We start from the raw sequence: 23,737 nt of genomic DNA, 5'->3' as shown, positions 1-23,737 counted from the left end.
GCCGGTTCGGGATCGCGTAGGGCTTCTCGACGAGGCCCTCGACCGCGGATGGGTCGACCGGCGTCTTCATCAGGGCGCCGAAATAGCGGCCGATCGGTCCCTCGCCGACCGTGCGCACCTCGATCGCCGTCGGGGTCCCGGCCGCGTCAAGGGCGGCGCGTAAGCGGCTGAAGCTCAAGGGCCGGAGGCCGTCGCGGGCGAACTCCTCCTCGCGCGACCACAGCACCTTCACCGGCCGGCCGGTCGCCCGCGCGAGCAGAATCGCCTGGGGAAACGGGTTGCCGGACTCGTAGGGAAAATGCCGGCCGAAGAAGCCGCCGAGCATCGGCGAGTGGATCCGGACCTTGTCGGGCTGGACGCCGGCGACCTTGGCCGAGATGCTCTGGAACAGCTCCGGCATCTGGTTGGGCAGCCAGACGTCGAGGGTGCCGTCGGGATTGAAGCGCGCGAGCGCCGAGGGCGGCTCGAGCTGCGCATGGGCGAGGTAGGGCGCGGCGTACTCCGCCTCGACCACCTTGGCGGCGCCGGCGAAGGCGGCCGCCGCATCCCCCTCCGCTTCGGCGGCGTGGCCGGTCTCCGCCGAGCCCTTCAAGCCCGCGAGCAGGCCGTCGGAGGAGAAGTCGGCCGCGACGGTATCGAGGCCGGTCGGTTTCGGGGCGCTCCAGCGCACGGCCAGCGCCGCGACGGCCTTGCGCGCCCGCCACCAGCTGTCGGCGGCGACCGCGACGGCCCCGGGCAGGCGGTGGACCGAGTGTACGCCCGGCATCGCCCGGACCGCGGCCTCGTTGTCGAGACCGACCGGTTCGGTGCCCGGATGCGGCGCGTGCGCCACCGCCGCGTGGAGCATGCCCTCGACCGCCTGGTCGATGGCGTAGACCGCCCGGCCCGTCGCCTTGTCGCGCACGTCGATCCGGGCCACCGGCTTGCCGATGTAGCGGAAGGATTTGGGGTCGCGCAGGGCTGCGTCCTCGTTCGGCTTCAGCACCATTGCGTCGGCGGCCAGCGCCCCGTAGGCGAGGGTGCGGCCGGAGGCGGCGTGGATCACGGTGCCGTCGCGGGTGGTGAGCTCGGCCGCCTGCACCTTGAGCCGCGCGGCCGCCGCGCGCAGCAGCATGTCGCGGGCGGTGGCCCCGAGCTGGCGCATCAGCGGGTAGCTGGAGCGGGTCGAGAAGCTGCCGCCGGTCATGCGGATGCCGTTGACGACCGCGTAGTCGGGGCCGGGCGGGGCGCACTCGACCTGGAACCGCGCCGGGTCGAGGTCGAGTTCCTCGCCGACGATCTGGGCCATGCCGGTGGCGATGCCCTGGCCGCCCTCGACGAAGGGCGACAGGAAGCGGACCGTGCCGTCGGGGCGAATCTCCAGGAAGGCCGGGACGCGGGTGCCGGGCTTTTGCGCGATGGCGCCGGCGCCTTCCGCCGGTCCCTGCGCCGGTCCCTGCGCCTCGGCGCGGGCCCGGTGGGGCAGCGCGATGCCGAGTACCAGCGCGCCGGCGGCGGCGCCGAGGAGATTGCGCCGGGAGAGGTTCGCGACGACCGCGGAAGCGGCGGGAGGATTCCGCAGGAGCTGGTCCATGCTCGCCTCCCGTCAGGCCGCGGCCCGCCGCACGGCGGCGGCGATGGCGTTGTAAGTGCCGCAGCGGCACAGGTTGGTCATCGCGTCCGCGATGTCCGCGTCGCTGGGTTTGGGCGTCTCGCGCAGGAGCGCGGTCGCGGCCATCACCTGGCCCGACTGGCAGTAGCCGCATTGCGGGACCTGGGCGGCGACCCAGGCCTCGACGACCCGGCGGCCGACCGGGTCGGTCTCGACCGCCTCGATCGTCTCGACCCGGGCTGTTCCGACCGCGTCGACGCTCACCTGGCAGGAGCGCGTCGCCTGGCCGTCGATCAGCACGGTGCAGGCGCCGCATTGCGCGATGCCGCAGCCGTACTTGGTGCCGGTCAGCCGCAGCGTGTCGCGCAGGACCCAGAGCAGCGGTGTGTCGGGCTCGACATCGACGCGGCGGGATCGCCCGTTGATGGACAGATCGAACATGAGGCACCTGTCGGGGAACGTCCCTCGGCCGGCCGGATGACCGGTCCGGCGAGGGCGGGCGCTGGAGGACGCCGGGGACCATCGGGGATGCGAGCACCGCCCGCGGGGTGGCGCGCCCGGGTGGGGCGCTTCTTCGCACCGACGACGAGCGGCACGGCCCGTCGCGGGATGCTCCCACCATCCACGTCGCGTCGCTCGCGTGCGGCCGGACCGAGCCGAGGAGGGCTCCGGCTTCGCCTCATGTTAGCTTATCGGCGTCCGGGCGCCGCCGCGGTCAGGGACGTTGACGCCACCTTTTCGGACAAACTCGGTCGCGCCTCGCCCGGCGATGGGCCGGCCGCCGCGTCATGCGACGGCGAGCGGTCCGGCCGCTTGGCGGATGGTGCGAGGCCCCTCGCCGTGGACGCGCAGAAAGGAGCGGCGCATCCGCTCGCGGTTGGCAAAGCCCGTTTCCCGCGCGATCTCCTCGATCGGCAGGCGGCTCTGCTCCAGCATCAGCCGGGCGGCTTCGACACGGATCGCCTCCACGGCCTTGGCGGGCGAGGTGCCCGTCTCCGCCCGGAACAGCCGCGTGAACTGGCGCGGGCTGAGGCAGGCCACGGCCGCGAGCGCCTCGGTGGTGAGCGGCAGGTGCAGGTTGCGCCGCGCATAGGCCAGCACGGCCTGGACGCGGTCGCTCGGCGCATCGACGTCGAGCAGGGCCGAGTGCTGCGCCTGGCCGCCGGCGCGCCGCCGCTCCATCACGAGGCCGCGTGCCACGCTGTGGGCGAGGTCCCGCCCGTGATCGCGTTCGATCATGCCGACCGCGAGATCGATGGCCGCCGACATGCCGGCCGACGTCCAGATGGTGCCGTCGGCGATGTAGATCTTGTCGATCTCGAGCGTGCTGGCGGGGTATCGGTCGCGAAACAGCTGCGCGTATCGCCAATGCGTCGTCGCGCGGCGCCCGTCGAGCAGGCCGGCCTCGCCGAGGACGAAGGAGCCGAGGCACAGCCCGGCGACCCGGCGCCTTGCTCGTGCGGCGGCGCGGAGCGCGGCGGCGAGGATGGGCGTCGTCTCCGGGATGACGATGCCGGCCGCCACCAGGATCGTGTCGTAGGCAGCCAGGTCCCGGATCGGATCGGTCGTGAGATCGGCACCCAGCGCGGCGCGGACCGGCCCGCCCTGCTCGGACAGGAGACGGACATCGTACAGGACCGCCCCCGCGTGGCGGTTCGCCGCGGCGAAGGCCGACGTGACGGCCAGGCTCATGAAGTCGAATTCGGGACACAGGAACAGGCCCACGCGGCGGGTCTTGGTCACCGGATCCCTCCATCGCCAGCACCCAGCATCGCCGCGTCGCGGCCTCCCGGCAAGGACGATGGCCGGAAACGCGGCATGGTCGCGACGGCATCGGCGCCCGCCCCTCGACCGGGGTGGCGCGCGGCGGCCTGCGGGTGACGATCGATGCGGAGGGCGGTACACCTGTGCCATACAGTCGTGGAACTGCCGTCGCGGGGCGTCGAGCGCATGCATGATCTTGTCCTGAGCGGCGGCCGGGTGGTCGATCCCGAGAGCGGGTTCGACGGGATCGCCGACGTCGCGGTCGAAGGCGGCCGGATCGCCGGGATCGGGCGCGACCTCGGTCCGGCGCGGCGGAATCTGGCGGTCGACGGGCTCGTCGTGGCGCCCGGCTTCATCGACCTCCACGCCCACGGCCAATGCGTGCCGGCCGACCGGATGCAGGCCTTCGACGGCGTGACGACCGCGCTCGAGCTCGAGCTCGGGGTCTGGCCGGTGGCGCGCTGGTACGACGAGCAGGCCCATGCGGGCCGGGTGCTGAATTACGGCGCCTCGACCGGCTGGGTCTTCGCCCGCATCGCCGCGATGACCGCGCAGCAGACCGAATCGAGCATCGCCGGCATGGGCCGCGCCATGCAGGACCGGCGCTGGGCCGACGCGGTCGCGAGCCCGGCCGAGACCGCCGACATCGTCGCGCGCGTCCGGGCCGGCCTCGACCAGGGCGCCATCGGCATCGGCTTTCCCAACGCCTACGCGCCGGGCACCGGGGTGAAGGAGCTCTCGGAGCTGTGCAGCCTGGCGGCGGAAGCCGGCACGCCGACCTTCACCCACGTCGCCTACATGGCGAACATCGATCCCTTGAGCTCGGTCGAGGCCTATACGCGGCTGATCGGGCTCGCCGGCTCGACTGGCGCCCACATGCATATCTGCCACTTCAACTCGACGAGCCTGCAGGACGTCGAGCGCTCGGCGGAACTCGTGCGCACTGCGCAACGGCAGGGGCTCAAGGTCACGGTCGAGGCCTATCCCTACGGCACCGGCTCGACGGTGATCGGCGCGGTGTTCTTCGCCGACCCGGCATTCCCCGAGCGCACCGGCAGCGGCTACGGCTCGGTTGAGACCCTGGCCTCGGGCCGCCGCTTCGCCGACCGCGACGAGGTGCTGGCCGCGCAAGCCGAGGATCCGGGCGCCCTGGTGCTGTGGCACTTCCTCGACGTCGCGGGCAGCGAGCACCACCGCGCGCTCCTCGACGTCTCGGTGCTGTTTCCCGGCGGCGCCATCGCCTCCGACGCCGTGCCGTGGCTGATGCCCGACGGCGCGACCTACGAGGGCGAGGACTGGCCGCTGCCGGACGAGGCGGTCTCGCATCCGCGCTCGAGCGGCACCTTCACCCGCTTCCTGCGCGAGTGGGTGCGGGAGCGGGGCACGCTGCCGCTGAGCGAGGGGCTCGCCAAGTGCGCGCTGATCCCGGCGCAGATCCTGGAGGCGAGCACGCCGATGATGCGGGCCAAGGGGCGCCTCAAGGCCGGCTGCGACGCCGACATCGTCTGCTTCGACCTCGCGGCTCTGACCGACCGGGCCGATTTCCGCCACCCCAACCGCCCGTCCGAGGGCGTGCGCCACCTCTTCGTCGGCGGCGAGGCGGTGATCGCCGGGGGGCAGCTGGTGCGCGCGGCGCGGCCGGGCCGGCCGGTCCGGCGGCCGGTCGCCGCGTGAGCGTTCCGGTCGTCCTGGTCGCGGGCTTCCTCGGGGCCGGCAAGACCACCCTGGTCAATGGGCTCCTGCGCGCGCCCGGCGGCCGGCGCCTCGCCGCCCTCGTCAACGATTTCGGTGCGATCGACGTCGATGCCGACCTGCTCGGCCTCTCCGCCGACGGCGTCGTCAGCCTGCGCAACGGCTGCATCTGCTGCAGCCTGCAGGGTGACCTGATGCGCTCGCTGGCGACCCTGCTGCGGCGGGACCCGGCGCCGCACGCGATCGTGATCGAGACCAGCGGCGCGGCGGACCCGGCCGAGATCGTGCGCGCGCTCCTCGACCCGGCGGTCTTCGCCGCGACCCCGCTCGACACCGTCGTCACCGTGGTCGATGCCCGCCACCTCGCCGACCGCCCCGACCTCTTCGACGACCGCTTGTGGCGCGCGCAGGTCGCGGCGGCGGACCTCTGCGTCGTCGCCAAGACCGACCTGGTGGAGGAGCCCGATCTCGCGCGCGTCCGCGCCGGCCTCGCCCGCCACAAGCCGGCCCGCCTCACCTTCGCGGCGGGCGCGGTCCCGGCGGCGGACCTCCTGTTCTCCGGCGAGGACCGCCCCTTGCGCGCGGAAAGCCCTCCGGCGGAGGCCGGCGGGACCGCCCGCCTCGTGGCGACGGAGTGCTTCGACAGTTTAAGCTGGACGGCGCGCCGTCCGCTCGCCCTCGCGCGGTTCCAGGCCGCCATCGGCCGGCTCGCGCCGCACCTCCTGCGCGCGAAGGGGTTCGTGACCTTCGCCCACCAGCCCGACCGGCCGATGCTGTTCCAGCTCGTCGGCACCCGCGCGACGGTCGTGCCGACGGCCGTGCCGGCGCGGGACGGCGTCGCGGCCCGCCTGGTGCTGATCGCCCGGTCCGGCGATCTCGACCCCGACCGGGCAACGGCGCTGCTCGACGCGGCGGTCGAGCCCGGCGGTCCGGGCTGAGCGGCCGGGCGCGGGCGGAAGCGGGCCGATCGCCCTGCCTCCGCCATCGGGCTCGCCGGTCGCGTCATGGGCCGGGGATCGGGCGATCCCCGGGCGGGTCGATCGCTCCGGCCGTCACGGCTCGCCGGGCTTGAACGGCGGCTCCTTGCCGGGCGGGACGCCCTCCTCGGCCATGCTCAGGAGCATCGCCACCGTGACGTAGGTGCCCGACAAGGCGGTGAGGTCGACGACGCCCTGCTCGCCCAGCACCGCCTTCGCCCGGGCGAAGGTCTCGTCGGAGACCGCGTGCTTCGTCGAGAGCTCCATGCAGAAATCGTAGACCGCCTCCTCGTCGGGCTTCATGCCGCGCGGGCGCCGGCCGGCCTTGAGGTCGGCGGCGACCTCCTCCGACAGCCCCGCCTTGAGGGCGAGGGGGTAGTGGGCAAACCACTCGACCTGCGAGCGCCACAGCCGCCCCTGGATCAGGATGGCGAATTCGTTGAGGCGCGTCGGCACGGAGGTGTGCCAGCGCAGGTAATCGAGGAGGTCGTACATCCGCTGCGCCATCTCGGGGCTGCGGATCATCGGGTTGTAGGGGCCGGCGAGCCCGACGCTGGAGATCTTCAGGATCTTCTCGCCGAGCGGGCGCTGCCGCTCGTTGAGGGCGTCGAGGGTGAGCTGGAGGAAGCGCGGCTGCCGGCCGGGGGCCGGACCGGAGGCCTGGCCGAGCGCGAGCCCGCCGCCGAACGCCAAGCCCCCGAACGCCATGACACAGAGCAGCGCGAGGCCGCCGACCGTCCGTCGTCTCATCGGGATCCTCCCTCGGGCCGGCGCTCGTTGTCGTCGGCGGCCGGCTCACCTCCGTCAGTTAGAGCATGATCGGACGAGGAGGATGCCGGCCGGCCCGAAAATCGTCGCCCGCCTCTCCTGCCGCCCGGCGAATCGCGGTGCAGCGCCACGCCTGCGGCGCGGTCCCGCCCTGTTCGTCCCGGGCGCACCCGCTAAGATATCGGGGAGAATGCCGTCGGCGCGGCGGTGGCCCCTGCCCTTCGGGCGGGACCGAAAGGAGCACGAACCGTGGCACGCAGGCGCGTCCGACCCACGACCGAGATCCTGAGCGAGATCGTGGCGCAACTCGGCTTGCCGCCGCGCTCGGTCGACCTCGAGGCGCTGCAGGGCCGGCTCGGACTGCCCGAGTTCAACGGCGAGGCCGACGAGGCCCGGGTCGCGCGCGCGTTGCGCGCGATGAAGGCCGAGCGCGCCTTCGCCGAGACCGGGATCGAGGCGCTGAAACGGACGGTGCCGGCGCTCCGGGCGGCCGTCTCGGGCAGCGGCGCCATCGCCTGGAGCGTGCGTGCCACGATCCCGCTCCTCGACGACGACCGCCTCGGCTTGCGGATCGACGCGCCGCCGGACGCCGAGGTCGCCGGGCTCCTGCGCGGCATGGCGCACCGCAACGACCCGCGCTGGCGGCTCGACGACCTGCGCGCCGCGGTGGCGCAGGTCGCGGCCCGAGCGGCGGACGAGCTGCGCCGGCCGGTCGAGCGCCTGCGCGAGCAGATCCGCCTCGACCTGCGCGAGGTCGGGGCCGATGCCGCGGCCTATCTCGCCCAGCTCGACCGCTCGCTGCGCTCCCACCCCTTCCCCCTGACCGACGAGCTCGGCCGGTCGCTGTTCCCGACCCTCACGCCGGTGCGCAAGCGCGCCCGCGTGGTGGCGCACCAGGATTCCCGGCTCCGGCGCCTGCGCGACCGGGTCGGCTTCGGCGCCTACATCGAGAAATTCGCCTCGGCGCGCCGGCTCGGCCGGCGCATCGTGTTCCACATGGGGCCGACCAATTCGGGCAAGACCTACGCCGCCCTGAAAGTCCTGACCGAGGCGGCGACCGGCACCTACCTAGCCCCCCTGCGCCTCCTGGCTCTGGAGAATTACGAGGCGCTCCTGGAGCGGGGCCTGCGCGCCGGCATGGTCACCGGCGAGGAGGTGCTCGGCGAGGCGGCCCCGACCCACACCGCGCGCACCATCGAGACGGCGGACCTGACGCGCCCGGTCGAGGTCGCGGTGATCGACGAGATCCAGATGCTCGCCGATCCCGACCGCGGCTGGGCCTGGACCAACGCGCTGTTCGGCGTGCCGGCCAGGACCGTGATCGTCTGCGGCTCGGACGATGCCCTCGCCTATGTTCGCCGGGCGGCCGAAGCGGCGGGCGAGTCGCTCGAGGTCGTCCCCTTCGTGCGCAAGACGCCGCTCGTGCTGCTGGAAGCGCCGGTGCCGCTTGAGCACGTCGCGCCGGGCGATGCCGTCGTCGCCTTCTCGCGCCGGGCCGTGCACGAGAACCGCGAGATCCTGGTGGCGGCCGGCCACCGCGTCGCGACGATCTACGGCGCGCTCTCGCCGGAGGTGCGCCGGGCCGAGGCCGCGCGCTTCCGCACCGGCGAGGCCGACGTGCTCGTCACCACCGACGCGATCGGCATGGGCCTGAATCTCGGGCCGCTCAAGCGCGTCGTGTTCTCGGCGGTGCGCAAGTACGACGGCATCGGCGAGCGGGCGCTGACCAATTCCGAGATCCGGCAGATCGCCGGCCGGGCCGGCCGCTACGGTCACCAGGACGTCGGCTACGTGGCGGCCTGCGAGGAGGATGGCGTCGCGCCGTTGCGGACCGCCCTCGCCGGCGCGCCGACGGCGCCGGCCGCCGACACCCGGTTCTTCGTCCGGCCCGACCTTCAGGCGATCACCTCGGTCGCCCAGGAGATGGGGACCGACAGCCTGCGCGAGGTGCTGGCGCATTTCGCCCGCGCCACCTTCTACGACGGCTCGCCGTTCCAGCCCTCGGCCCTGGAGGAAATCCTCGAGGTCGCCCGGCTGGTCGACCGGGCGCGCCTGCCGATCCAGGAAAAGTTCGTCTTCTCCGTCTGCCCGGTCGACCGGCGCGACGATGTCGCGATGGCGGTTCTGGAGCGCTGGACGCAAGCCCGCGCCGCCGGCGCCGGCGTGCCGGCTTTGCGGGCGAACCTCCACGGCGAGCTCGACTACCAGGAGCGCACGGTCAAGCTCGCCAGCGCCTACCTGTGGCTGTCGCGCCGCTTCCCCGAGACCTTCGACGACGTCGAGGCGATCCGGGCGATGCGCGGCCGGGCCAACGCCGCCATCGAGGCGCATCTGCGCGAGACCGCGACGCGCCGCGTCGAGCGCCGCTCGCGCCGGGCCGCCGCCGCGAAGGCGCCTCGCTGAGGTCCGGCGGGGCGGTAGACGGCGGGAAACTGCACTTTTTTCGTCGACGTCATCGCCGGGCGGCCGGGCGGCCGGGGTGCGGTGATCGCAGCGCCGCGGCGTTGCAAATGCGTTCATTTTGCATACAATACGGGCCGGCGATCACAGGACGAACCGGGCGGGCGAAGCGGTCTTGGAGAACGAACCGAGGGGCGTCGCACCGGGCGTCACCGCTGCCGGCGAGGCGGCGTCGCCCCCCAACCTCGTCGCCCTCGTCCATCGCTCCGTCACGGCGATGATCCGCCGGCGGCAGCTGCGGGGCGGCCACAGCATCGTCGAGGCGAAGCTGGCGGCCCAGCTCGGCGTCTCCCGCACGCCTTTGCGCGAGGGCCTGCAGCGCCTCGAGGGCGAGGGGCTGGTGGTGAAGGGGGGCGGACGCTCGTTCGTCGTGCGCCACGTGGATCTCGGCGAGTATCTCCAGAGCCTGAAGGTCCGCGAGATCCTCGAGCCCGAGGCCGCCGAGGCGGCCTGCGGCCACATCCCGGTGGCCGAGATCGCCGCCGTGCGCCGGGAGATCGCCGGACTCCAGGTGAGCGCGACCGCGCTCCATACCGACGCGCATTGGCAATCGGACGACGCCCTGCACGAGCTCTTCGCCCGCAACAGCGGCAACGACGTGCTGGCGCAGATGATCCGGCGCCTGCGCGTGACCACCCGCCTGTTCGAGATCGCCCGGCTCCAGGACCGCGTCGCGCCGGACCTGCGCGAGCACGCCCAGATCCTCGACGCCCTGGCGGGCGGGGACGGCAAGGCCGCCCGCAAGGCCGTGCAGGCCCATCTCCGCAGCCTCCAGCGCTTCGCCCTCGCCACCGTGCGCTGAAGGCTGGGTTCGCCGCTCCGTTCAGTGCCGCAGGATCTTCGAGACGAAGCTCCGGGTGCGCGCCTCCTGCGGCGCGTCGAAGATCTGCGCCGGCGCGCCCTCCTCGACCTTGCGCCCCTCGGCCATGAACACGACGCGGGAGGACACCTCGCGGATGAAGCCCATCTCGTGCGACACGATCATCATGGTCATGCCCTCGCGGGCGAGCAGCCGGATCGTGTCGAGCACCTCCGCCACCAGCTCGGGATCGAGCGCCGCCGTCACCTCGTCGAGGAGCAGGATCTCCGGCCGCAGCGCCAGGGCGCGGGCGATGGCGACGCGCTGCTGCTGCCCGCCCGAGAGCTGGTCGGGATAGGCCGAGAGCTTGTCGCCGAGCCCGACCTTGGCGAGCAGCCGGCGCGCCTCGTCCTCGACCTCCCGCCGGGGCCGGCCGCGGATCTTGACCGGCGTGATGCAGACGTTCTGCATCACGGTCATGTTCTGGAACAGGTTGTATTGCTGGAACACCACGGCGACGCGCTCGCGCAAGGCGCGCACGTCCGCGGCCCGGCCGTAATCGACCCGGCGCCCATCGAGCACGATCTCGCCGCGGGTCGGCGGCAGGAGGCCCAGCACCGTGCGCAGGATCGTGCTCTTGCCCGACCCGGACGGGCCGATCAGCCCGACCGTCGCCCCTCGCTCCACGTGCAGGTCGAGGCCGGACAGGACCTGGATCGCGCCGTAATGGGCATCAAGGCCGCGGATGACGAGGTCCGGCAAGGCGGGTCTCCAATCTGGCCCCGAGACGGGCGAGCGGGTAGGACAGGGCGAAGTAGAGCACCAGCGCGCAGCCGAAGCTGAGGCTCGCCGAGAACCCCTTGTTGTTCAGGACCCGCGCCGCGTAGGTCAGCTCGATCACGCCGATCTGCGAGGCGAGCGCCGTATCCTTGATGAACATGACGAAGAAGCCGAAGGCCGGGGGCAGGATCAGCGGCCAGGCCTGGGGCAGCACGACGAGCCGGATGGTCTGGAGCAGCGTGAAGTTCATCGTCGCCGCGGCCTCCCACTGGTTGGGATGGATGGCGGCGAGCCCGGCGCGCACGATCTCGGCGAGGTAGGCTCCGGCGATCAGCGTCACGGCGATCCCGGCCACCACCGCGAGGGGCATGTCGGCGCCCAAGGCCTGGACGAGGTAGAAGGTCAGCATCAGGGTGACGAGGAACGGCACCCGGCGGAACAGCTCGGTGTAGAGCCGGGCGACGAGCCGCAGCGGCAGGAGCCAGGAACCCTGCGTGCGCCCCACGACCGCGACCGCCACCCCGATCAGGCTGCCGAGGACGACGCCGACCGCCGAGAGCGCCAGGGTCGTCGCGGCGGCCCGGGCCAGGAACGTCACGTTGTAGATCGTGGCGAAACGCGGCCACTCGGCGAGGATCGTTTCCAGCATCTAGAGCGGCCTCACCATCTAAATCGGCCTCACCCGGACCCGGAAGGCGAGGCGCGCGAACAGCCCGATCGCCAGCGAGGCGAGGAGCGTCAGCGCGACGTAGAACCCGGCGACGATCAGGAAGACTTCCACCGACCGGAAGGTCTGCGAGGACAGGGTCAGCGCTTCGCCCGTCAGTTCCTCGACGCCGAACACCGCGGCCATCGAGGTGCCGAGCGTCATGATGATGAAGTGGGAGGAGAGCGGCGGCAGCAGCACCCGCATCGCGTGGGGCAGGACGACGTAGCGGATCTGCTGCAGGCGGGAGAAGCCCAGCACCGCGGCGGCCTCAAGCTCCGAGCGCCGGGCGCTCTCGAAGCCGGCGCGCTGGATCTCGGTGAGGTAGGCGCCGGCGTTCAGCGTCATACCGATCAGCACCGCCGTGAACGAGGACAGGACGAGGCCGGCATCCGGCAGAGCGAAGTACAAAAAGTAGATCTGCACCAGCTGCGGCGTGTTGGTGAAGGCGGTCACGTAGAGCTTCACCGCCCGGCGTGCGACGGGCCCGCCATAGGTGCGGATCGCCGCCCCGGCGGTGCCGAGGAGGAGGCCGCCGCAGAAGGCCAGGAGCGCGAGCTGCAGCGAGACCAGGGCGGCGTCGAGGAAGCGGGGCAGGAACGGCCAGACCTGCCCGAACTGGAAGGTGTATCCCATCGGTCGTCCTCGTCGGGGCGTTCCGGGGCCGGCGCCCCGGGGCGGGTATCCCGGATCAGAAGTACGGCGAGGCCTGGACCGGCGCGATCATGTCCATGCCGAACCACTTCTTCCACAATTCGGCGGTCCGGCCGCGCCGGTGCATGTCGAAGATCGCCACGTTCAGCCAGTCCTTGAGGCCGGTCGCGTTCCGGGCGACGCCCATGCTGCAGTAATAGGTGTCGATCGGGGTTGGCAAAATCTTCCACTTGGTGTTCGGGTAGTTGCGCATGTGCTCGCCCATGAAGTCGATCACGTCGATCATGGCGGTGCCGCGCTTCTGCGACAGGGCCCGGACGGCGTCGGGATAATTGTCGAGCAGCGTCACCTTGGCCTGGGGCAGGTTGTCGGCGATGAACTTGACCGGCGTCGAGCCGCGAACCTCGACGAAGGTGACGCCGGGCAGGTTCAGGCTCTTCCAGTCCTGGTAGGGCTGGTCCTCGGTGGTGAGGACGCCGAGCACCTCGGTATGCACCGGCACCGTGAACTCGATGACCTTGGCGCGCTCCGGCGTCCGTGTCATCGCCCCCATCACGACGTCGATCTTGCCCGAGGTGACGAAGGGGATGCGGTCGGGCGAGCCGACCTGGACCACTTCGAGCTTCACGCCGAGCGTCTTGGCGATCTCGGTGGCGAAGTCGACGTCGAACCCGACGATGGTGTTGGTCTCGTCGAACTTGCCCAACGGCGGCAGGGTCGGGTTGACGCCGACCCGCAGGGTCCCGGAGGCGATGACCTCGTCGAGCGTCCGGGCGGCGGCCGGTGCCAGAGACGTCGTGGCCAGCGCGAGGGCCGCGAGCCCGGCGGCGAGGGTGGTCCTGAGCGTCCCGAATCCGATCATGGGGTGTCTCCTGGTCGCGAGGGGGTCCGAGGGGCGGCGCGGGCACCGACCGGGCGATGGCGGTTGCGCTTTCGGTCTGCAAAATGTATACATTCGTAATTCCTGTAAAGCGCAGTTTGTAGGTCGCTGGTGCCTCCTTGGCAGGCAAAGCGGGATCGGATGACGATGCGGATCACGGTCGATGGCGTGGAATGGCAGGTCGAGCCGGGGGAGATCCTCTCCGCCGCGCTGCTGGCGCGCGGCCGCCGGCACCTGCGCGCAAGCCCGCGGGCGGGCGCCCCGCGCGGCGCCTTCTGCATGATGGGCATCTGCCAGGAATGCGCGATCACGGTGGACGGGCGCGTCCGGCGCGCCTGCGTCACAGTGGTCCGCGACGGCATGGTCGTCAGCCTCCGGGGCGCGGGTGCGGCCGAGGGGGCCGCACGATGAGCGGGCCCATCCGGCACGATGTCGATCTCGCCGTTCTCGGCGCGGGTCCGGCGGGCGGCGCAGCGGCGCTCGCCGCGAGCCGGGCCGGCCTGCGCGTCGCGCTGATCGACGAGAACCCGGCGGCCGGCGGGCAGGTCTGGCGCAGGCCGGTCCGCCCCGGCGTCGCGGCCGCGGAGGCGCGGGGCGAGGCCCTGCGGGCGGCGTTGCGCGACAGCGCCGTCATTCCCTTCTTCGGCCGGACCGTCTGGTCGGTCGGGGCCTCGCTCGACCTCGACATGATCGAGGCGGAGAGCGGGCGCTGGGAGCGCGTCTCGGCCGGCCGGCTCGTCGCGGCCGGCGGCGCGCATGAGCGCGTCGTGCCGTTCCCCGGCTGGACGCTGCCAGGGGTGGTGGGGCTGGCGGGCGCGACCATCCTCCTCAAGTCGCACGGCGTCGCCCCGGGCCGCCGGGTCCTCGTCGCCGGAAGCGGCCCGCTCCTCTTCGCCGTCGCCGCCGGCCTCGCCAAAACCGGGACCGAGGTGGTGGGGGTCGCCGATCTCGTCGGGCGCGGCGACTGGCTGCGGGCGCTGCCGGACCTCCTCACCCGCCCCGGCCTCCTCGCCCAGGGGGCCCGCTGGATGGCCTCCCTGAAGGCGGCCGGCATCCCGATCTTCTTCCGCCACGCCCTGCGCCGGGCCGAGGGCACGCAGGAGATCGCGCGCGCGGTGATCGGCCCCGTCGATGCCGAGGGTGCGCCGGTGCCCGGCCCCGAGCGCGCCTTCGCGATCGATGCGCTCTGCGTCGGCAACGGGCTGGTGCCGGGCGCGGAGGTGACGCGCCTGCTGCGGGCGCCGCACCGTTTCGACCGCCTGCGCGGCGGCCACGTCCCGGTGACCGACGAGGCCGGGCGCACCGGCGTCCCCGGCCTCTACGCCGTCGGCGACGGCGCGGGCCTGCGCGGCGCGGCGATGGCCACGCTCGCCGGCGAGCTCGCCGGCCTCGCCGCAGCATTGGATGCCGGACGCCTCGCCCCCGACGCCTTCGCGCGGGAGAGCGCACGCCTGCGGCGGGCGATGACCCGTGAACAACCCTTCTCCGACCGGATGGCCGGGATGATGCGGGTGCGGCCGGCGCAGGTGCGCGCGGTTCCCCCCGAGACGGTGGTCTGCCGCTGCGAGGACGTGACCCGTGCCGAGATCGATGCGGCCTGTGCGGCGGGCGCCCGCGACGTCAATCAGATGAAGCAGTTCACCCGCTGCGGCATGGGCCCGTGCCAGGGGCGCCTGTGCGGCGACGTCGCCGCCGAGATCCTGGCGGCGCAGGTCGGCACGCGGGAGGCGGTCGGCGCCTTCACGGCCCGCCCGCCGCTCCGCCCGATCGGCTTCGACGAGCTGATGGGCGATTTCGACTACGCCGACATCCCGATCCCGGAGCCCGCCCCCCTATGACCATGCACGATCTGGCGGTGGTCGGCGGCGGCGTCCACGGCGCCACGGCGGCGTTGTTCGCCGCCCGCGGCGGGATGGACGTCGCGCTCTTCGATCGCGGGCCGCTCTGCCGCGAGGCCTCCGGCGTCAATGCCGGCACGCTGACGATGCAGATGACCCGGGTCGCGTTGATGCCCTACGCGCTGCGCGCCCACGCCATGTGGGCCTCGGCGCGCGACTGGCTCGGCCACGATGTCGGCGTCGTGGTCTGCGACGGCCTGTCCCTCGCCTTCACCCCGGCGGAGGAGGAACTCCTCACCTACCGGGCGGGCCGGCGGCGCGAGGCGGGCGCGCCGATCGCCCTCGTGTCGGGGGCGGAAGCCCGCCGGATCGAGCCCGGCCTGTCGGGAGCCGTGCGCCTCGCCGGCCATTGCCGGGTCGACGGCTACGCCAACGCCTACCTCACCGGCCTCGCCTACCGCCGCGGCCTGATCGAGGCCGGTGTGGCGTTACGGGAGAACGATCCGGTCCGCGGCGTCGTGCCGACCGGATCGGGCTTCGAGCTCGACACCGCTTCCGGCACGGTGCGGGCGCGGCGGGTCCTCCTCGCCGGCGGCGTCTGGATCGAGCCGATGCTGGCCTGGCTCGGCGTGCGCCTGCCGATCAAGACGCTGGTCAACCAGCTCGTGGTCAGCGAGCGGGTCGCCCCGGTCATGCGCACCGTGGTCGGCATCGCCAACGGCCTGCTCTCGCTCAAGCAGTACCCCCACGGCACCGTCGTCATCGGCGGCGGCTGGCAGGGGGTGGGCGACCGGGAGCGCGGCGGCGTCGAGCTCCTGCCCGACCGCGTCGTCGGCAACGTGCGCCTGGCCTGCCACGCGATCCCCGCCCTGCGCGCCGCCCGGATGGCCCGGGCCTGGGCGGGGCTCGAGGCCGAGACCGCCGACGCCCTCCCGGTCGCCGGGCCGGTTCCGGGGGTCGAGGGCGCATTCGTCTGCGGCTCGGTCCATTCCGGCTACACCAGCGGCCCCTACATCGCGCGGCTGCTGGCCGAGCGCATCCTCGGCCGCGAGCCGGACCTCCCGCTCTTTCCCCTCGACCGCCTGATCGAGCAACGCCCGATTGCGCCGCAATCGAGCGTTGCTCTAAATTATTGATTTTACCGCATTTTCTTCGACGAACCGATATCCACTTCGTCGGACAATGCTCTAGCCCGCCCCGAAGCGGCGTGAAGGACCCCTGCCGTGCCCCAGCCGCTCCGCGCCCCCGCGCCCTCCACCCTCCCCTTCGCCGAGCGCCTCGCGGGCATCCATGCGGCGACCATCGTGCCGATGGCCGGGCCCGACTTCGCCATCGACGGGCCTTCCCTCGAGCGGCACCTGCACGCGGTGGCGACGCGGCCCGGCATCCGCGGTCTCCTGCTCAACGGGCATGCCGGCGAGAACTTCGTCCTCGACCGCGCCGAGAAGGTCGCGGTGATCGAGGCCGCGCGCCGGGTCGTTCCCGCCGGCTGCCTGATCGTGTCCGGGGTCAACGCCGAATCGAGCCTGGAGGCGGCGCGGGAGGCCGCCGCCTTCGAGGCGGCCGGGGCCGACGGGCTGCTCGTCTTCCCGCCGAACAGCTGGGCGCTCGGGCACGATCCCGAATGCGTGGTGCTGCATCACCGCACGATCGCGGCCGCCACGGGCCTGCCGCTGATGCTCTACGGCGCCCCGGTGGGCGCCGGCGCCATGGCGTACGACGCGGCGACGCTGCGCCGCCTCGCCGGCCTCGACCAGGTCGTGGCGATCAAGGAGGGCAGCTGGGAGGTCGCGCAATACGAGGCGAACCTGCGCCTCCTCACGTCCCTGCGCCCCGACTTCAAGGTCCTGGGCTCGGGCGACGAGCACCTTCTGACGAGCTACATCATCGGCAGCTTCGGCAGTCAGGTCTCCCTCGCGGCCGTCGTCCCGGACCTCGTCGTCGCGCTGTGGAACGCCGCCGAGGCGGGCGACTGGGGCGCCGCCCGGCAGTGCCACGAGGCGCTCTACCCGCTCGCGGTTGCGATCTACCGCGACGCGCCGGGCGGCCGGGCCACGGCGCGGATCAAGCACGCGCTGCACCACCTCGGCGCGATCCCGGATCCGTGCCTGCGGCCGCCGCAGCCACCGCTCGATGCCGGCGAGCGGAAGCGGGTCGAGGGGGCTTTGCGGCGCGCGACGGCCTGATGCGGGACCCGGACGGTCGCGTGCGGATCGCGTGGCCCGCGGCTGCCGCTTTCGGGAACAGGCTTGCTCAAAGATGTGCCTTGTCGAGCCCGGACGGCCATGCTCATCTTTCAGGCAACGACAGGGTGCCACGGATCGTGGTCGTGGGGTGGGGCGAGTGATGGCGGGGCGTGCGATGGAGGGCGGCCGGTTGGGCGCGAGCCGCAGGACCATGCTGGCGGGGATCGGCGCCGCCGGATTGGCCGGCCTGCTGGGCGGTCCGGCCCGGGCCGCGAAGGCGCGGCCCGTCTCCGTCGCCCTCGTCGCCTCGGTGCCGATCGAGCAGCAATGGGTCAGCCGGATCCACCTCGCCCTGAAGGCGGCGGCCGCGCGCGGCGACATCGGTTACGTCTATTCCGAGAACGTCGCCAACACCGACGCCGAGCGGGTGATCCGCGAATACGCCGAGGCCAAGAAGGACCTCGTCATCGGCGAGGCCTTCGGCCTGGAGCGGCCGGCGCGCAAGATCGCCGGCGACTACAAGGGCACCGCCTTCCTGATGGGCTCGTCCTTCCCGGCGCAGGGGCCGAACCTCTCGGTCTTCGACAACTACATCCAGGACGCCTCCTACCTCACCGGCATCGTCGCCGGGAAGGCGACGAAGTCGAACGTCATTGGCATGGTCGGCGGCTACGCGATCCCGGAGGTCAACCGGCTGATGAACGCCTTCATGGCCGGGGCGCGCTCCGTCAATCCGGACGTCAAGTTCCTGGTCTCGTTCATCAATTCCTGGTACGACCCGCCGAAGGCCAAGGAGACGGCCTTCGCGATGATCGAGCGCAAGGCCGACGTGCTCTACGCCGAGCGCTTCGGCGTCGCCGACGCCGCCAAGGAGCGCGGCGTCAAGGCGGTCGGCAACGTCATCGACACGTCGTCGCAATATCCCGGCACGGTGATCGCCTCGGCGCTCTGGCACATGGAGCCGACCATCGACCGGGCGGTCGCCAAGGTGATCGACGGCAGCTGGAGCGCGGAGGATTACGGGCCGTGGAGCGGCATGGCGAAGGGCGGCTGCTCCCTCGCACCCCTCGACCCCGCCCTGGTGCCGGCCCCGGTGATCGAGCAGGTCAAGGCGCGGGAGGCGGAGATCCGCTCGGGCGCGTTCAAGGTCGCGATCGACGATTCCGAACCGAAGCCGACCGCCTGACGTGGCGGGGATCGCGGCCCCCGACGGGAGCGGGACAACCCGCCCCGTCGCCCTCGAATTGCGCGGCATCACCAAGCGCTTCGGCCCGCTTCTCGCCAATGACGGCATCGACCTCACCCTGCACCGGGGCGAGATCCTGGCGATGCTCGGCGAGAACGGGGCCGGCAAGACGACCCTGATGAACATCCTGTTCGGCCACTACACCGCCGATGCCGGCACGGTGCGGGTGGCCGACGGGACCGGGCGGCTGGTGCCGCTGCCGCCGGGGCGGCCGCGGGCGGCGCTCGCCGCCGGCATCGGCATGGTGCACCAGCACTTCACCCTGGCCGAGGCCTTGAGCGGGCTCGACAACATCGTGCTCGGCACCGAACCGCTCTGGCGCTTGCGCCGCCGGACCGGCGAGGCCCGCGACCGGCTGGCCGCCCTGATGGCGCGAGCGGGACTCACCGTCGATCTCGCGGCGCCGGTCGGCAGCCTCACGGTCGGCGAGCGCCAGCGGATCGAGATCCTGAAGGCGCTCTACCGCGACGCGCGGGTCCTCATCCTCGACGAGCCGACCGCCGTGCTGACGCCGGCCGAGAGCGAAGGGCTGTTCTCCGTGCTGCGGGCGCTGGCCGCGCAGGGGCTGGCGATTGCCTTCATCTCGCACAAGCTCGGCGAGGTCGTGGCGGGCAGCGACCGGGTCGCCGTGCTGCGGGCCGGCCGCAAGGTCGCCGAGCGCGCCACCGCCGGCGCCGACCGGGCCGACCTCGCCGCGCTCATGGTCGGCCGGGCGGTGGCGCCGGTGCGCCGCACCGCGCGGGCGCCGGGGCCGGAGGTGCTGGCGCTGGAGGGCGTGGCGGTGGCAGGGCCCGACCTGCGCAACCGGCTCGACCGGGCCGACCTCGTGGTGCGGGCGGGCGAGATCGTCGGCATCGCGGGCGTGGCCGGCAACGGCCAGGCGGCGCTGGCGCGCCTTCTCTTCGGCCTGGCCCGGCCGAATGCCGGTTCGGTGCGGCTCCTGGGCCGGCCCGTGACCCGGTTCGATCCGCGCGCGGCGATCCGGGCCGGCATCGGCCGCATCCCGGAGGACCGCCACCACGAGGGCGCGGTGCCGGCGATGAGCGTGGCCGAGAACGCGGCGATCGAGGAGATCCGCGGGCGCTTCCAGTGGTTCGGGTTCCTGCGCCGCCGCCGCATGACCGAGCGGGCAAAAGGAGCGATCGAGGCCTACGGCATCCGCTGCCCCGGCCCGGACGCGCCGATCCGGCTCCTGTCGGGGGGCAACATGCAGAAGGTCATCCTCGCCCGGGCGCTCGACGGTGCGCCCGCCCTGATCGTCGCCGCGCAGCCGACCCGCGGGCTCGACGTCGGGGCCGTGGCCGAGATCCACCGCCGCCTCCTCGATGCGAGCGCGCGGGGGGCCGGCATCGTTCTGATCTCGGAGGATCTCGACGAGGTGTTCGCGCTGTCCGACCGCATCGCCGTGATGGCCCGCGCCCGCCTCTCCGAGGCCTTGCCGGCCGAGGGGCTCGACCGCACCCGCCTCGGCCTGATGATGGCCGGCCAGGGCGTGGACCACGCGCCGGCGCCCGAGCGCGCGAGAGAGCCCGCATGATCCGCCTGGAGCCCCGCGGCGTCCCCTCCCGGAGCCTCGCGCTCGCGGTCCCCGTCCTCGCGGCCCTCGCGGCCCTCGGCCTCGCAGCCGTTCCGCTGCTCCTCGCCGGTGCCCCGCTGGGAAAGGCCTACGCGGCGATGGCGCAAGGAGCGCTCGGCTCGCGCTTCGCCCTGACCGAGGTGCTGACCCGGGCCACGCCCCTGATCCTCACCGGCCTTGCCGCAGCGGTCGCGTTCCGGGCGCGGCTCTACAACATCGGCGCCGAGGGGCAGCTCTATGTCGGGGCGCTCGCCGCCGTCGCGGCCGGCGCGGGCGCCATCGACCTGCCGGCGCCCCTCCTCCTGCCCGTGGTGCTGGGCGCGGGCGCGCTGGCGGGCGCCGCCATGATGGTCGGGCCGGCGCTCGCCCGCGTGGCGCTCGGTGCCGACGAGGTGGTGACGACCCTGCTCCTCAACTTCGTGGTGCTGCTCCTCGTGCAGATGATGATCGAGGGGCCGATGAAGGACCCGATGAGCATGGGCTGGCCGCAATCCGAGCCGCTGGTCGACGCCGCCACCCTGCCCCGCCTCGTCGAGACGACGCGGCTGCATGCCGGGCTCCTCGTCGCGCTTAGCGCCGCCCTCCTGCTGCACGGCCTGATGGCCCGGACGGTGGCGGGCTTCGCCATCCGGGCGGTCGGCGAGGCGCCGCCCGCCGCGCGCTTCGCCGGGCTGCCGGTCGGCATCACGCTCGTCGCCGTCGGCGCCCTGTCGGGGGCGCTCGCGGGGCTCGCCGGGGCCGGGGAGGTGGCGGGGGTGAAGGGCTTCCTCGCCGCCGACCTGTCGCCGGGCTACGGCTATGCGGGCATCGTCGTGGCGATGCTGGCAGGCCTATCGCCCCTCGGCACGGTCGCGGCGGCCCTGTTCGTGGCCGCGATCTTCGTCGGCGCGGATTCGATGAGCCGGGTCGTCAACGTGCCGAGCTACATCGCCAACCTGATCGTCGCCCTGTCGCTGATCGCCGTGCTGGTCGCCGGCCTCATGACCCGCTACCGGCTGCGGCGCGCGGCGAAGCCCACGGCCGGAGCCTGAGGCGATGCAGGCGAGCCTCGACCTCCTGCTCACCGTCGCCTTCTGGGCCGCGGCGCTCCGGATCGCCACGCCGCTGATCTTCGGGGTCGCTGGCGCGGTCCTGTGCGAGCGCGCTGGCGTGCTCAACCTCGGCATCGAGGGGATCATGACCGCCGGCGCCATGACCGGCTGGCTCGCGGTCCATCTCGGGGCCGGGCTGTGGGGCGGCGTCCTCGTGGCGATGCTCACGGGCGCCGGCCTCGGGCTGCTGCTCGCAATCCTCACCGTGAAGCTCGGCCTGTCGCAGCACGTGAGCGGGCTCGCCGTGACCTTGCTCGCCACCAGCGCCAGCTATTTCGGCTACCGCCTCGCCCTGCCCGGTACTGCCAGCCCGCCGCGGATCGAGCCGTTCCGGCCCCTCGACCTGCCGGTCCTGTCCGACCTGCCGGTGATCGGGCCGATCCTGTTCCAGCAGACGGCGCTGACGCTGCTCGCCATCGCGACGATCCTGGCGCTCGGCCTGTTCCTCGCCCGCACGCCGCTCGGCCTCGCGGTGCGGGCGGTCGGCGAGAACCCGGCCGCGGTCGAGGCGCAGGGCATCGACGTCCACGCGCTGCGCCTCGGCGCCGTGGTGGCGGGTTCGGCCCTGATGGCGCTCGGCGGCGCCTTCCTGACCCTGTCGGCCTTCAACGCCTTCTTCTTCGAGATGGTGGCCGGGCGCGGCTGGATCTGCATCGCGCTCACCGCCTTCGCCGGCTGGCGCCCGATGAAGGCGCTGCTCGGGGCTTTACTGTTCGGCGCCTTCGACGCGTTCCAGGTCCGTCTCCAGCAGGCCTCGGGCGGGATGGTGCCGGGGCAGGTCTTCCTGATGCTGCCCTACCTCCTGTCGATCGCCGCCCTGCTGGTCGGCGCGCGCCGCGCCAGCGCCCCGAAGGCCCTGATGCGGCCCTATATCCGCGGCGAGCGATAGGCACCCACCGGCCAGAAGGACCACGCGTGACCCCCGATCTCATCGTCCGCAACGCCACCCTGCCCGACGGCCGCACCGGCCTCGATATCGCGGTCGCGGGCGGACGCATCGCGGCGATCGAACCGTCCATCCCGGCGAGAGGCGCCGAGGAGATCGACGCGGCCGGCCTCCTCGTCAGCCCGCCCTTCGTCGATTGCCACTTCCACATGGACGCGACGCTCTCGCTCGGCCTGCCGCGGCTCAACCGCTCCGGCACGCTGCTCGAGGGCATCGCGCTGTGGAACGAGCTGAAGCCGCTCCTGACGCCGGAGGCGGTGATCGAGCGGGCGCTACGCTACTGCGACCTCGCGGTCTCGCAAGGGCTGCTGGCCGTGCGCAGCCACGTCGACATCTGCGACGACCGGCTGCTCGCCGTCGACGCGCTGCTTTCCGTGAAGCGGCAGGTCGCGCCCTATCTCGACCTCCAGCTCGTCGCCTTCCCGCAGGACGGCTACCTGCGCGCACCCAACGCCGCCGAGAACCTGATCCGGGCGCTCGACCGCGGCGTCGAGGTGGTCGGCGGCATCCCGCATTTCGAGCGCACGATGGAGGACGGCGCGGAGTCGCTACGGCGCCTCTGCCGGATCGCCGCCGAGCGGGGCCTACGGGTCGACATCCATTGCGACGAGACCGACGACCCGCTCTCGCGCCACATCGAGACGCTGACCGCCGAGACGGTGCGGCACGGGCTCCAGGGGCGGGTCGCCGGCTCGCACCTGACCTCGATGCACTCGATGGACAATTACTACGTCTCGAAGCTCCTCGCCCTGATGGCCGAGGCGCGGTTGCAGGTGGTCGCCAATCCCCTCATCAACATCGTGCTGCAGGGCCGCCACGACACCTACCCGAAGCGGCGCGGCCTGACCCGGGTGCCCGAGCAGCGAGCAATGGGCCTCACCGTCGCCTTCGGCCAGGATTGCTGCATGGACCCCTGGTACAGCTTGGGGAGCGCAGACATGCTCGACGTCGCCCATATGGGCCTGCACGTGGCGCAGATGACGAGCCGGGAGGCGATGCAGGCCTGTTTCGCGGCGGTGACGACCGAGGCCGCCGCCGTGATGGGGCTCGACGGGTACGGGCTGCATGTCGGCGCCTTCGGCGACCTCGTGGTGCTCCAGGCCCGCGATCCGATCGAGGCGATCCGCCTGCGCCCGCCCCGGCTGCACGTGGTCCGCCGCGGCCGCGTGGTCGCGCGCACGCCCGCGCGGGTCTCAGGCCTCGCCCTGCCGGGCCGGCCGGATTCCGTGGACCCGGCGCGGAGCGCGCGGCCGTGACGATGGGCGCGCGCCCGCCGCCGGTCAGGTGACGTTCGGCCGGTCCAGGCCCGTGATGATGCGCCGATGCGGTCCCACCGACAGCATCCGCGGCGCGTCGACCCCTTCGGCGTAGAGGCGGTCGACGGCGTCGATGCAGGAATGGGCGAAGCCGTCGCCGAAACACGAAACCGCCGCCGCGCCGGAAGCGCATCCCGCTGGTGTCGAAGGCGCAGGGCGGGCCGTCGTCGTGGGCGTTCGAATCGGGCGTTCGAATCAAAGGGGCGGGCGTGCATCACCGCGATGGTGCAGACCGTGCCGGGGACGAGCGCCAGGGCGGTCGCCGGCACGGTGACCCGCAGCAAGGTCCGGACGGCGCCCCGAAGCCCTGTGAACAACGCGGGGCCGCGCCGCCCTCGCCTCTTCCCTCCGGCCCGGCGACGGGTTTTCCGCTAGCAGCCTGTCGGGTTGGGGCTTGATTTCACGGCTGGCGCAGGAGCGCGCGTGTCGAGGTGGGGCGGCGGGTCAGCCTGGTCCGAGTTCCGGTT

General features: G+C 73.0%; 21 protein-coding genes. 13 read left to right on the top strand and 8 right to left on the bottom strand.

All coding sequences use genetic code 11. The annotated features are described in order from the left end of the window. From ABZT49_RS30435 to ABZT49_RS30425, 3 genes are all read right to left on the bottom strand, one after another. Window positions 1-1,573: molybdopterin cofactor-binding domain-containing protein (locus ABZT49_RS30435; RefSeq protein WP_355291819.1), on the bottom strand; the 1,573-nt coding region annotated here is incomplete at its 3' end. A 12-nt stretch (window positions 1,574-1,585) separates the two neighbouring features. Next, complete coding sequence (locus tag ABZT49_RS30430; RefSeq protein ID WP_355291817.1) at window positions 1,586-2,032, bottom strand: (2Fe-2S)-binding protein; 447 nt, start codon at window positions 2,030-2,032, stop codon at window positions 1,586-1,588. A gap of 345 nt (window positions 2,033-2,377) precedes the next feature. Continuing rightward, a complete protein-coding gene (locus ABZT49_RS30425; RefSeq protein WP_407943600.1) occupies window positions 2,378-3,283 on the bottom strand; it encodes a GlxA family transcriptional regulator in 906 nt (301 codons plus the stop codon). Window positions 3,284-3,541: 258 nt separating this feature from the next. On the opposite strand from ABZT49_RS30425, the gene ABZT49_RS30420 reads away from it, so the two are divergent. Continuing rightward, window positions 3,542-5,029 carry an amidohydrolase family protein gene (locus ABZT49_RS30420; RefSeq protein ID WP_355291814.1) on the top strand — a complete coding sequence of 496 codons (1,488 nt, stop codon included), beginning with the start codon at window positions 3,542-3,544 and terminating at the stop codon, window positions 5,027-5,029. After that, window positions 5,026-5,985, top strand: a complete 960-nt coding sequence (locus tag ABZT49_RS30415; RefSeq protein WP_355291812.1) for a GTP-binding protein — start codon at window positions 5,026-5,028, stop codon at window positions 5,983-5,985. The genes ABZT49_RS30420 and ABZT49_RS30415 overlap by 4 nt, the downstream gene beginning before the upstream one ends. 114 nt (window positions 5,986-6,099) lie before the next feature. Here the strand turns inward: ABZT49_RS30415 and ABZT49_RS30410 are convergent, their stop codons facing one another. Next, window positions 6,100-6,774, bottom strand: coding sequence for a carboxymuconolactone decarboxylase family protein (locus ABZT49_RS30410; RefSeq protein WP_355291810.1), 675 nt, complete (start codon window positions 6,772-6,774; stop codon window positions 6,100-6,102). Between the two features lie 267 nt (window positions 6,775-7,041). Here ABZT49_RS30410 and ABZT49_RS30405 point away from each other — a divergent pair, with 267 nt between their 5' ends. Both ABZT49_RS30405 and ABZT49_RS30400 read left to right on the top strand, forming a co-directional pair. Beyond that, on the top strand, window positions 7,042-9,195 hold the full coding sequence (locus tag ABZT49_RS30405; protein WP_355291808.1) for a helicase-related protein: 2,154 nt from the start codon (window positions 7,042-7,044) through the stop codon (window positions 9,193-9,195). A 172-nt stretch (window positions 9,196-9,367) separates the two neighbouring features. Beyond that, the gene (locus ABZT49_RS30400; RefSeq protein WP_355291806.1) at window positions 9,368-10,054 is read left to right on the top strand and encodes a GntR family transcriptional regulator; all 687 of its coding nucleotides are present in this window, start codon (window positions 9,368-9,370) and stop codon (window positions 10,052-10,054) included. A gap of 21 nt (window positions 10,055-10,075) precedes the next feature. Here the strand turns inward: ABZT49_RS30400 and ABZT49_RS30395 are convergent, their stop codons facing one another. From ABZT49_RS30395 to ABZT49_RS30380, 4 genes are read right to left on the bottom strand one after another with little or no spacing between them, the layout of a single operon-like run. Beyond that, on the bottom strand, window positions 10,076-10,813 hold the full coding sequence (locus ABZT49_RS30395; protein ID WP_355291804.1) for an amino acid ABC transporter ATP-binding protein: 738 nt from the start codon (window positions 10,811-10,813) through the stop codon (window positions 10,076-10,078). Next, window positions 10,785-11,480, bottom strand: coding sequence for an amino acid ABC transporter permease (locus tag ABZT49_RS30390; RefSeq protein WP_355291802.1), 696 nt, complete (start codon window positions 11,478-11,480; stop codon window positions 10,785-10,787). Before ABZT49_RS30390 ends, ABZT49_RS30395 begins: the two co-directional genes overlap by 29 nt. An 18-nt stretch (window positions 11,481-11,498) precedes the next feature. Beyond that, a complete protein-coding gene (locus ABZT49_RS30385) occupies window positions 11,499-12,173 on the bottom strand; it encodes an amino acid ABC transporter permease (protein ID WP_355291800.1) in 675 nt (224 codons plus the stop codon). 55 nt (window positions 12,174-12,228) lie between these two features. After that, window positions 12,229-13,053 (bottom strand): transporter substrate-binding domain-containing protein, encoded by an 825-nt coding sequence (locus tag ABZT49_RS30380; RefSeq protein WP_355291798.1) that lies wholly within the window; start codon window positions 13,051-13,053, stop codon window positions 12,229-12,231. Window positions 13,054-13,218: 165 nt separating this feature from the next. Here ABZT49_RS30380 and ABZT49_RS30375 point away from each other — a divergent pair, with 165 nt between their 5' ends. From ABZT49_RS30375 to ABZT49_RS30335, 9 genes are all read left to right on the top strand, one after another. Further along, entirely contained in the window at window positions 13,219-13,482 is a 264-nt protein-coding gene (locus ABZT49_RS30375) for a (2Fe-2S)-binding protein (RefSeq protein WP_355291796.1), read from the top strand. Beyond that, complete coding sequence (locus ABZT49_RS30370) at window positions 13,479-14,909, top strand: NAD(P)/FAD-dependent oxidoreductase (protein ID WP_355291794.1); 1,431 nt, start codon at window positions 13,479-13,481, stop codon at window positions 14,907-14,909. Before ABZT49_RS30375 ends, ABZT49_RS30370 begins: the two co-directional genes overlap by 4 nt. Then, entirely contained in the window at window positions 14,906-16,045 is a 1,140-nt protein-coding gene (locus ABZT49_RS30365) for an FAD-binding oxidoreductase (RefSeq protein ID WP_355291792.1), read from the top strand. The genes ABZT49_RS30370 and ABZT49_RS30365 overlap by 4 nt, the downstream gene beginning before the upstream one ends. A gap of 87 nt (window positions 16,046-16,132) precedes the next feature. Beyond that, entirely contained in the window at window positions 16,133-17,095 is a 963-nt protein-coding gene (locus ABZT49_RS30360) for a dihydrodipicolinate synthase family protein (protein ID WP_355291790.1), read from the top strand. A gap of 160 nt (window positions 17,096-17,255) precedes the next feature. Further along, on the top strand, window positions 17,256-18,281 hold the full coding sequence (locus tag ABZT49_RS30355; protein ID WP_355291789.1) for a BMP family protein: 1,026 nt from the start codon (window positions 17,256-17,258) through the stop codon (window positions 18,279-18,281). Window position 18,282: 1 nt separating this feature from the next. Next, window positions 18,283-19,878 (top strand): ABC transporter ATP-binding protein, encoded by a 1,596-nt coding sequence (locus ABZT49_RS30350; protein WP_355291787.1) that lies wholly within the window; start codon window positions 18,283-18,285, stop codon window positions 19,876-19,878. Further along, window positions 19,875-20,948, top strand: coding sequence for an ABC transporter permease (locus ABZT49_RS30345; protein ID WP_355291785.1), 1,074 nt, complete (start codon window positions 19,875-19,877; stop codon window positions 20,946-20,948). The genes ABZT49_RS30350 and ABZT49_RS30345 overlap by 4 nt, the downstream gene beginning before the upstream one ends. Window positions 20,949-20,952: 4 nt before the next feature. Continuing rightward, window positions 20,953-21,897: an ABC transporter permease gene (locus tag ABZT49_RS30340; RefSeq protein ID WP_355291783.1), complete on the top strand. Its 945-nt coding sequence runs from the start codon at window positions 20,953-20,955 to the stop codon at window positions 21,895-21,897. Window positions 21,898-21,923: 26 nt separating this feature from the next. Next, window positions 21,924-23,210, top strand: a complete 1,287-nt coding sequence (locus ABZT49_RS30335) for an amidohydrolase family protein (protein WP_355291781.1) — start codon at window positions 21,924-21,926, stop codon at window positions 23,208-23,210. Window positions 23,211-23,737: the final 527 nt, after the last annotated feature.

Origin of the sequence: Methylobacterium sp. EM32 (assembly GCF_040593685.1) — a bacterium.
Taxonomy (GTDB): domain Bacteria; phylum Pseudomonadota; class Alphaproteobacteria; order Rhizobiales; family Beijerinckiaceae; genus Methylobacterium.
The sequence above is the reverse complement of the archived record's forward strand: the minus strand, read 5'-3'. Positions and strand labels throughout refer to the sequence as shown.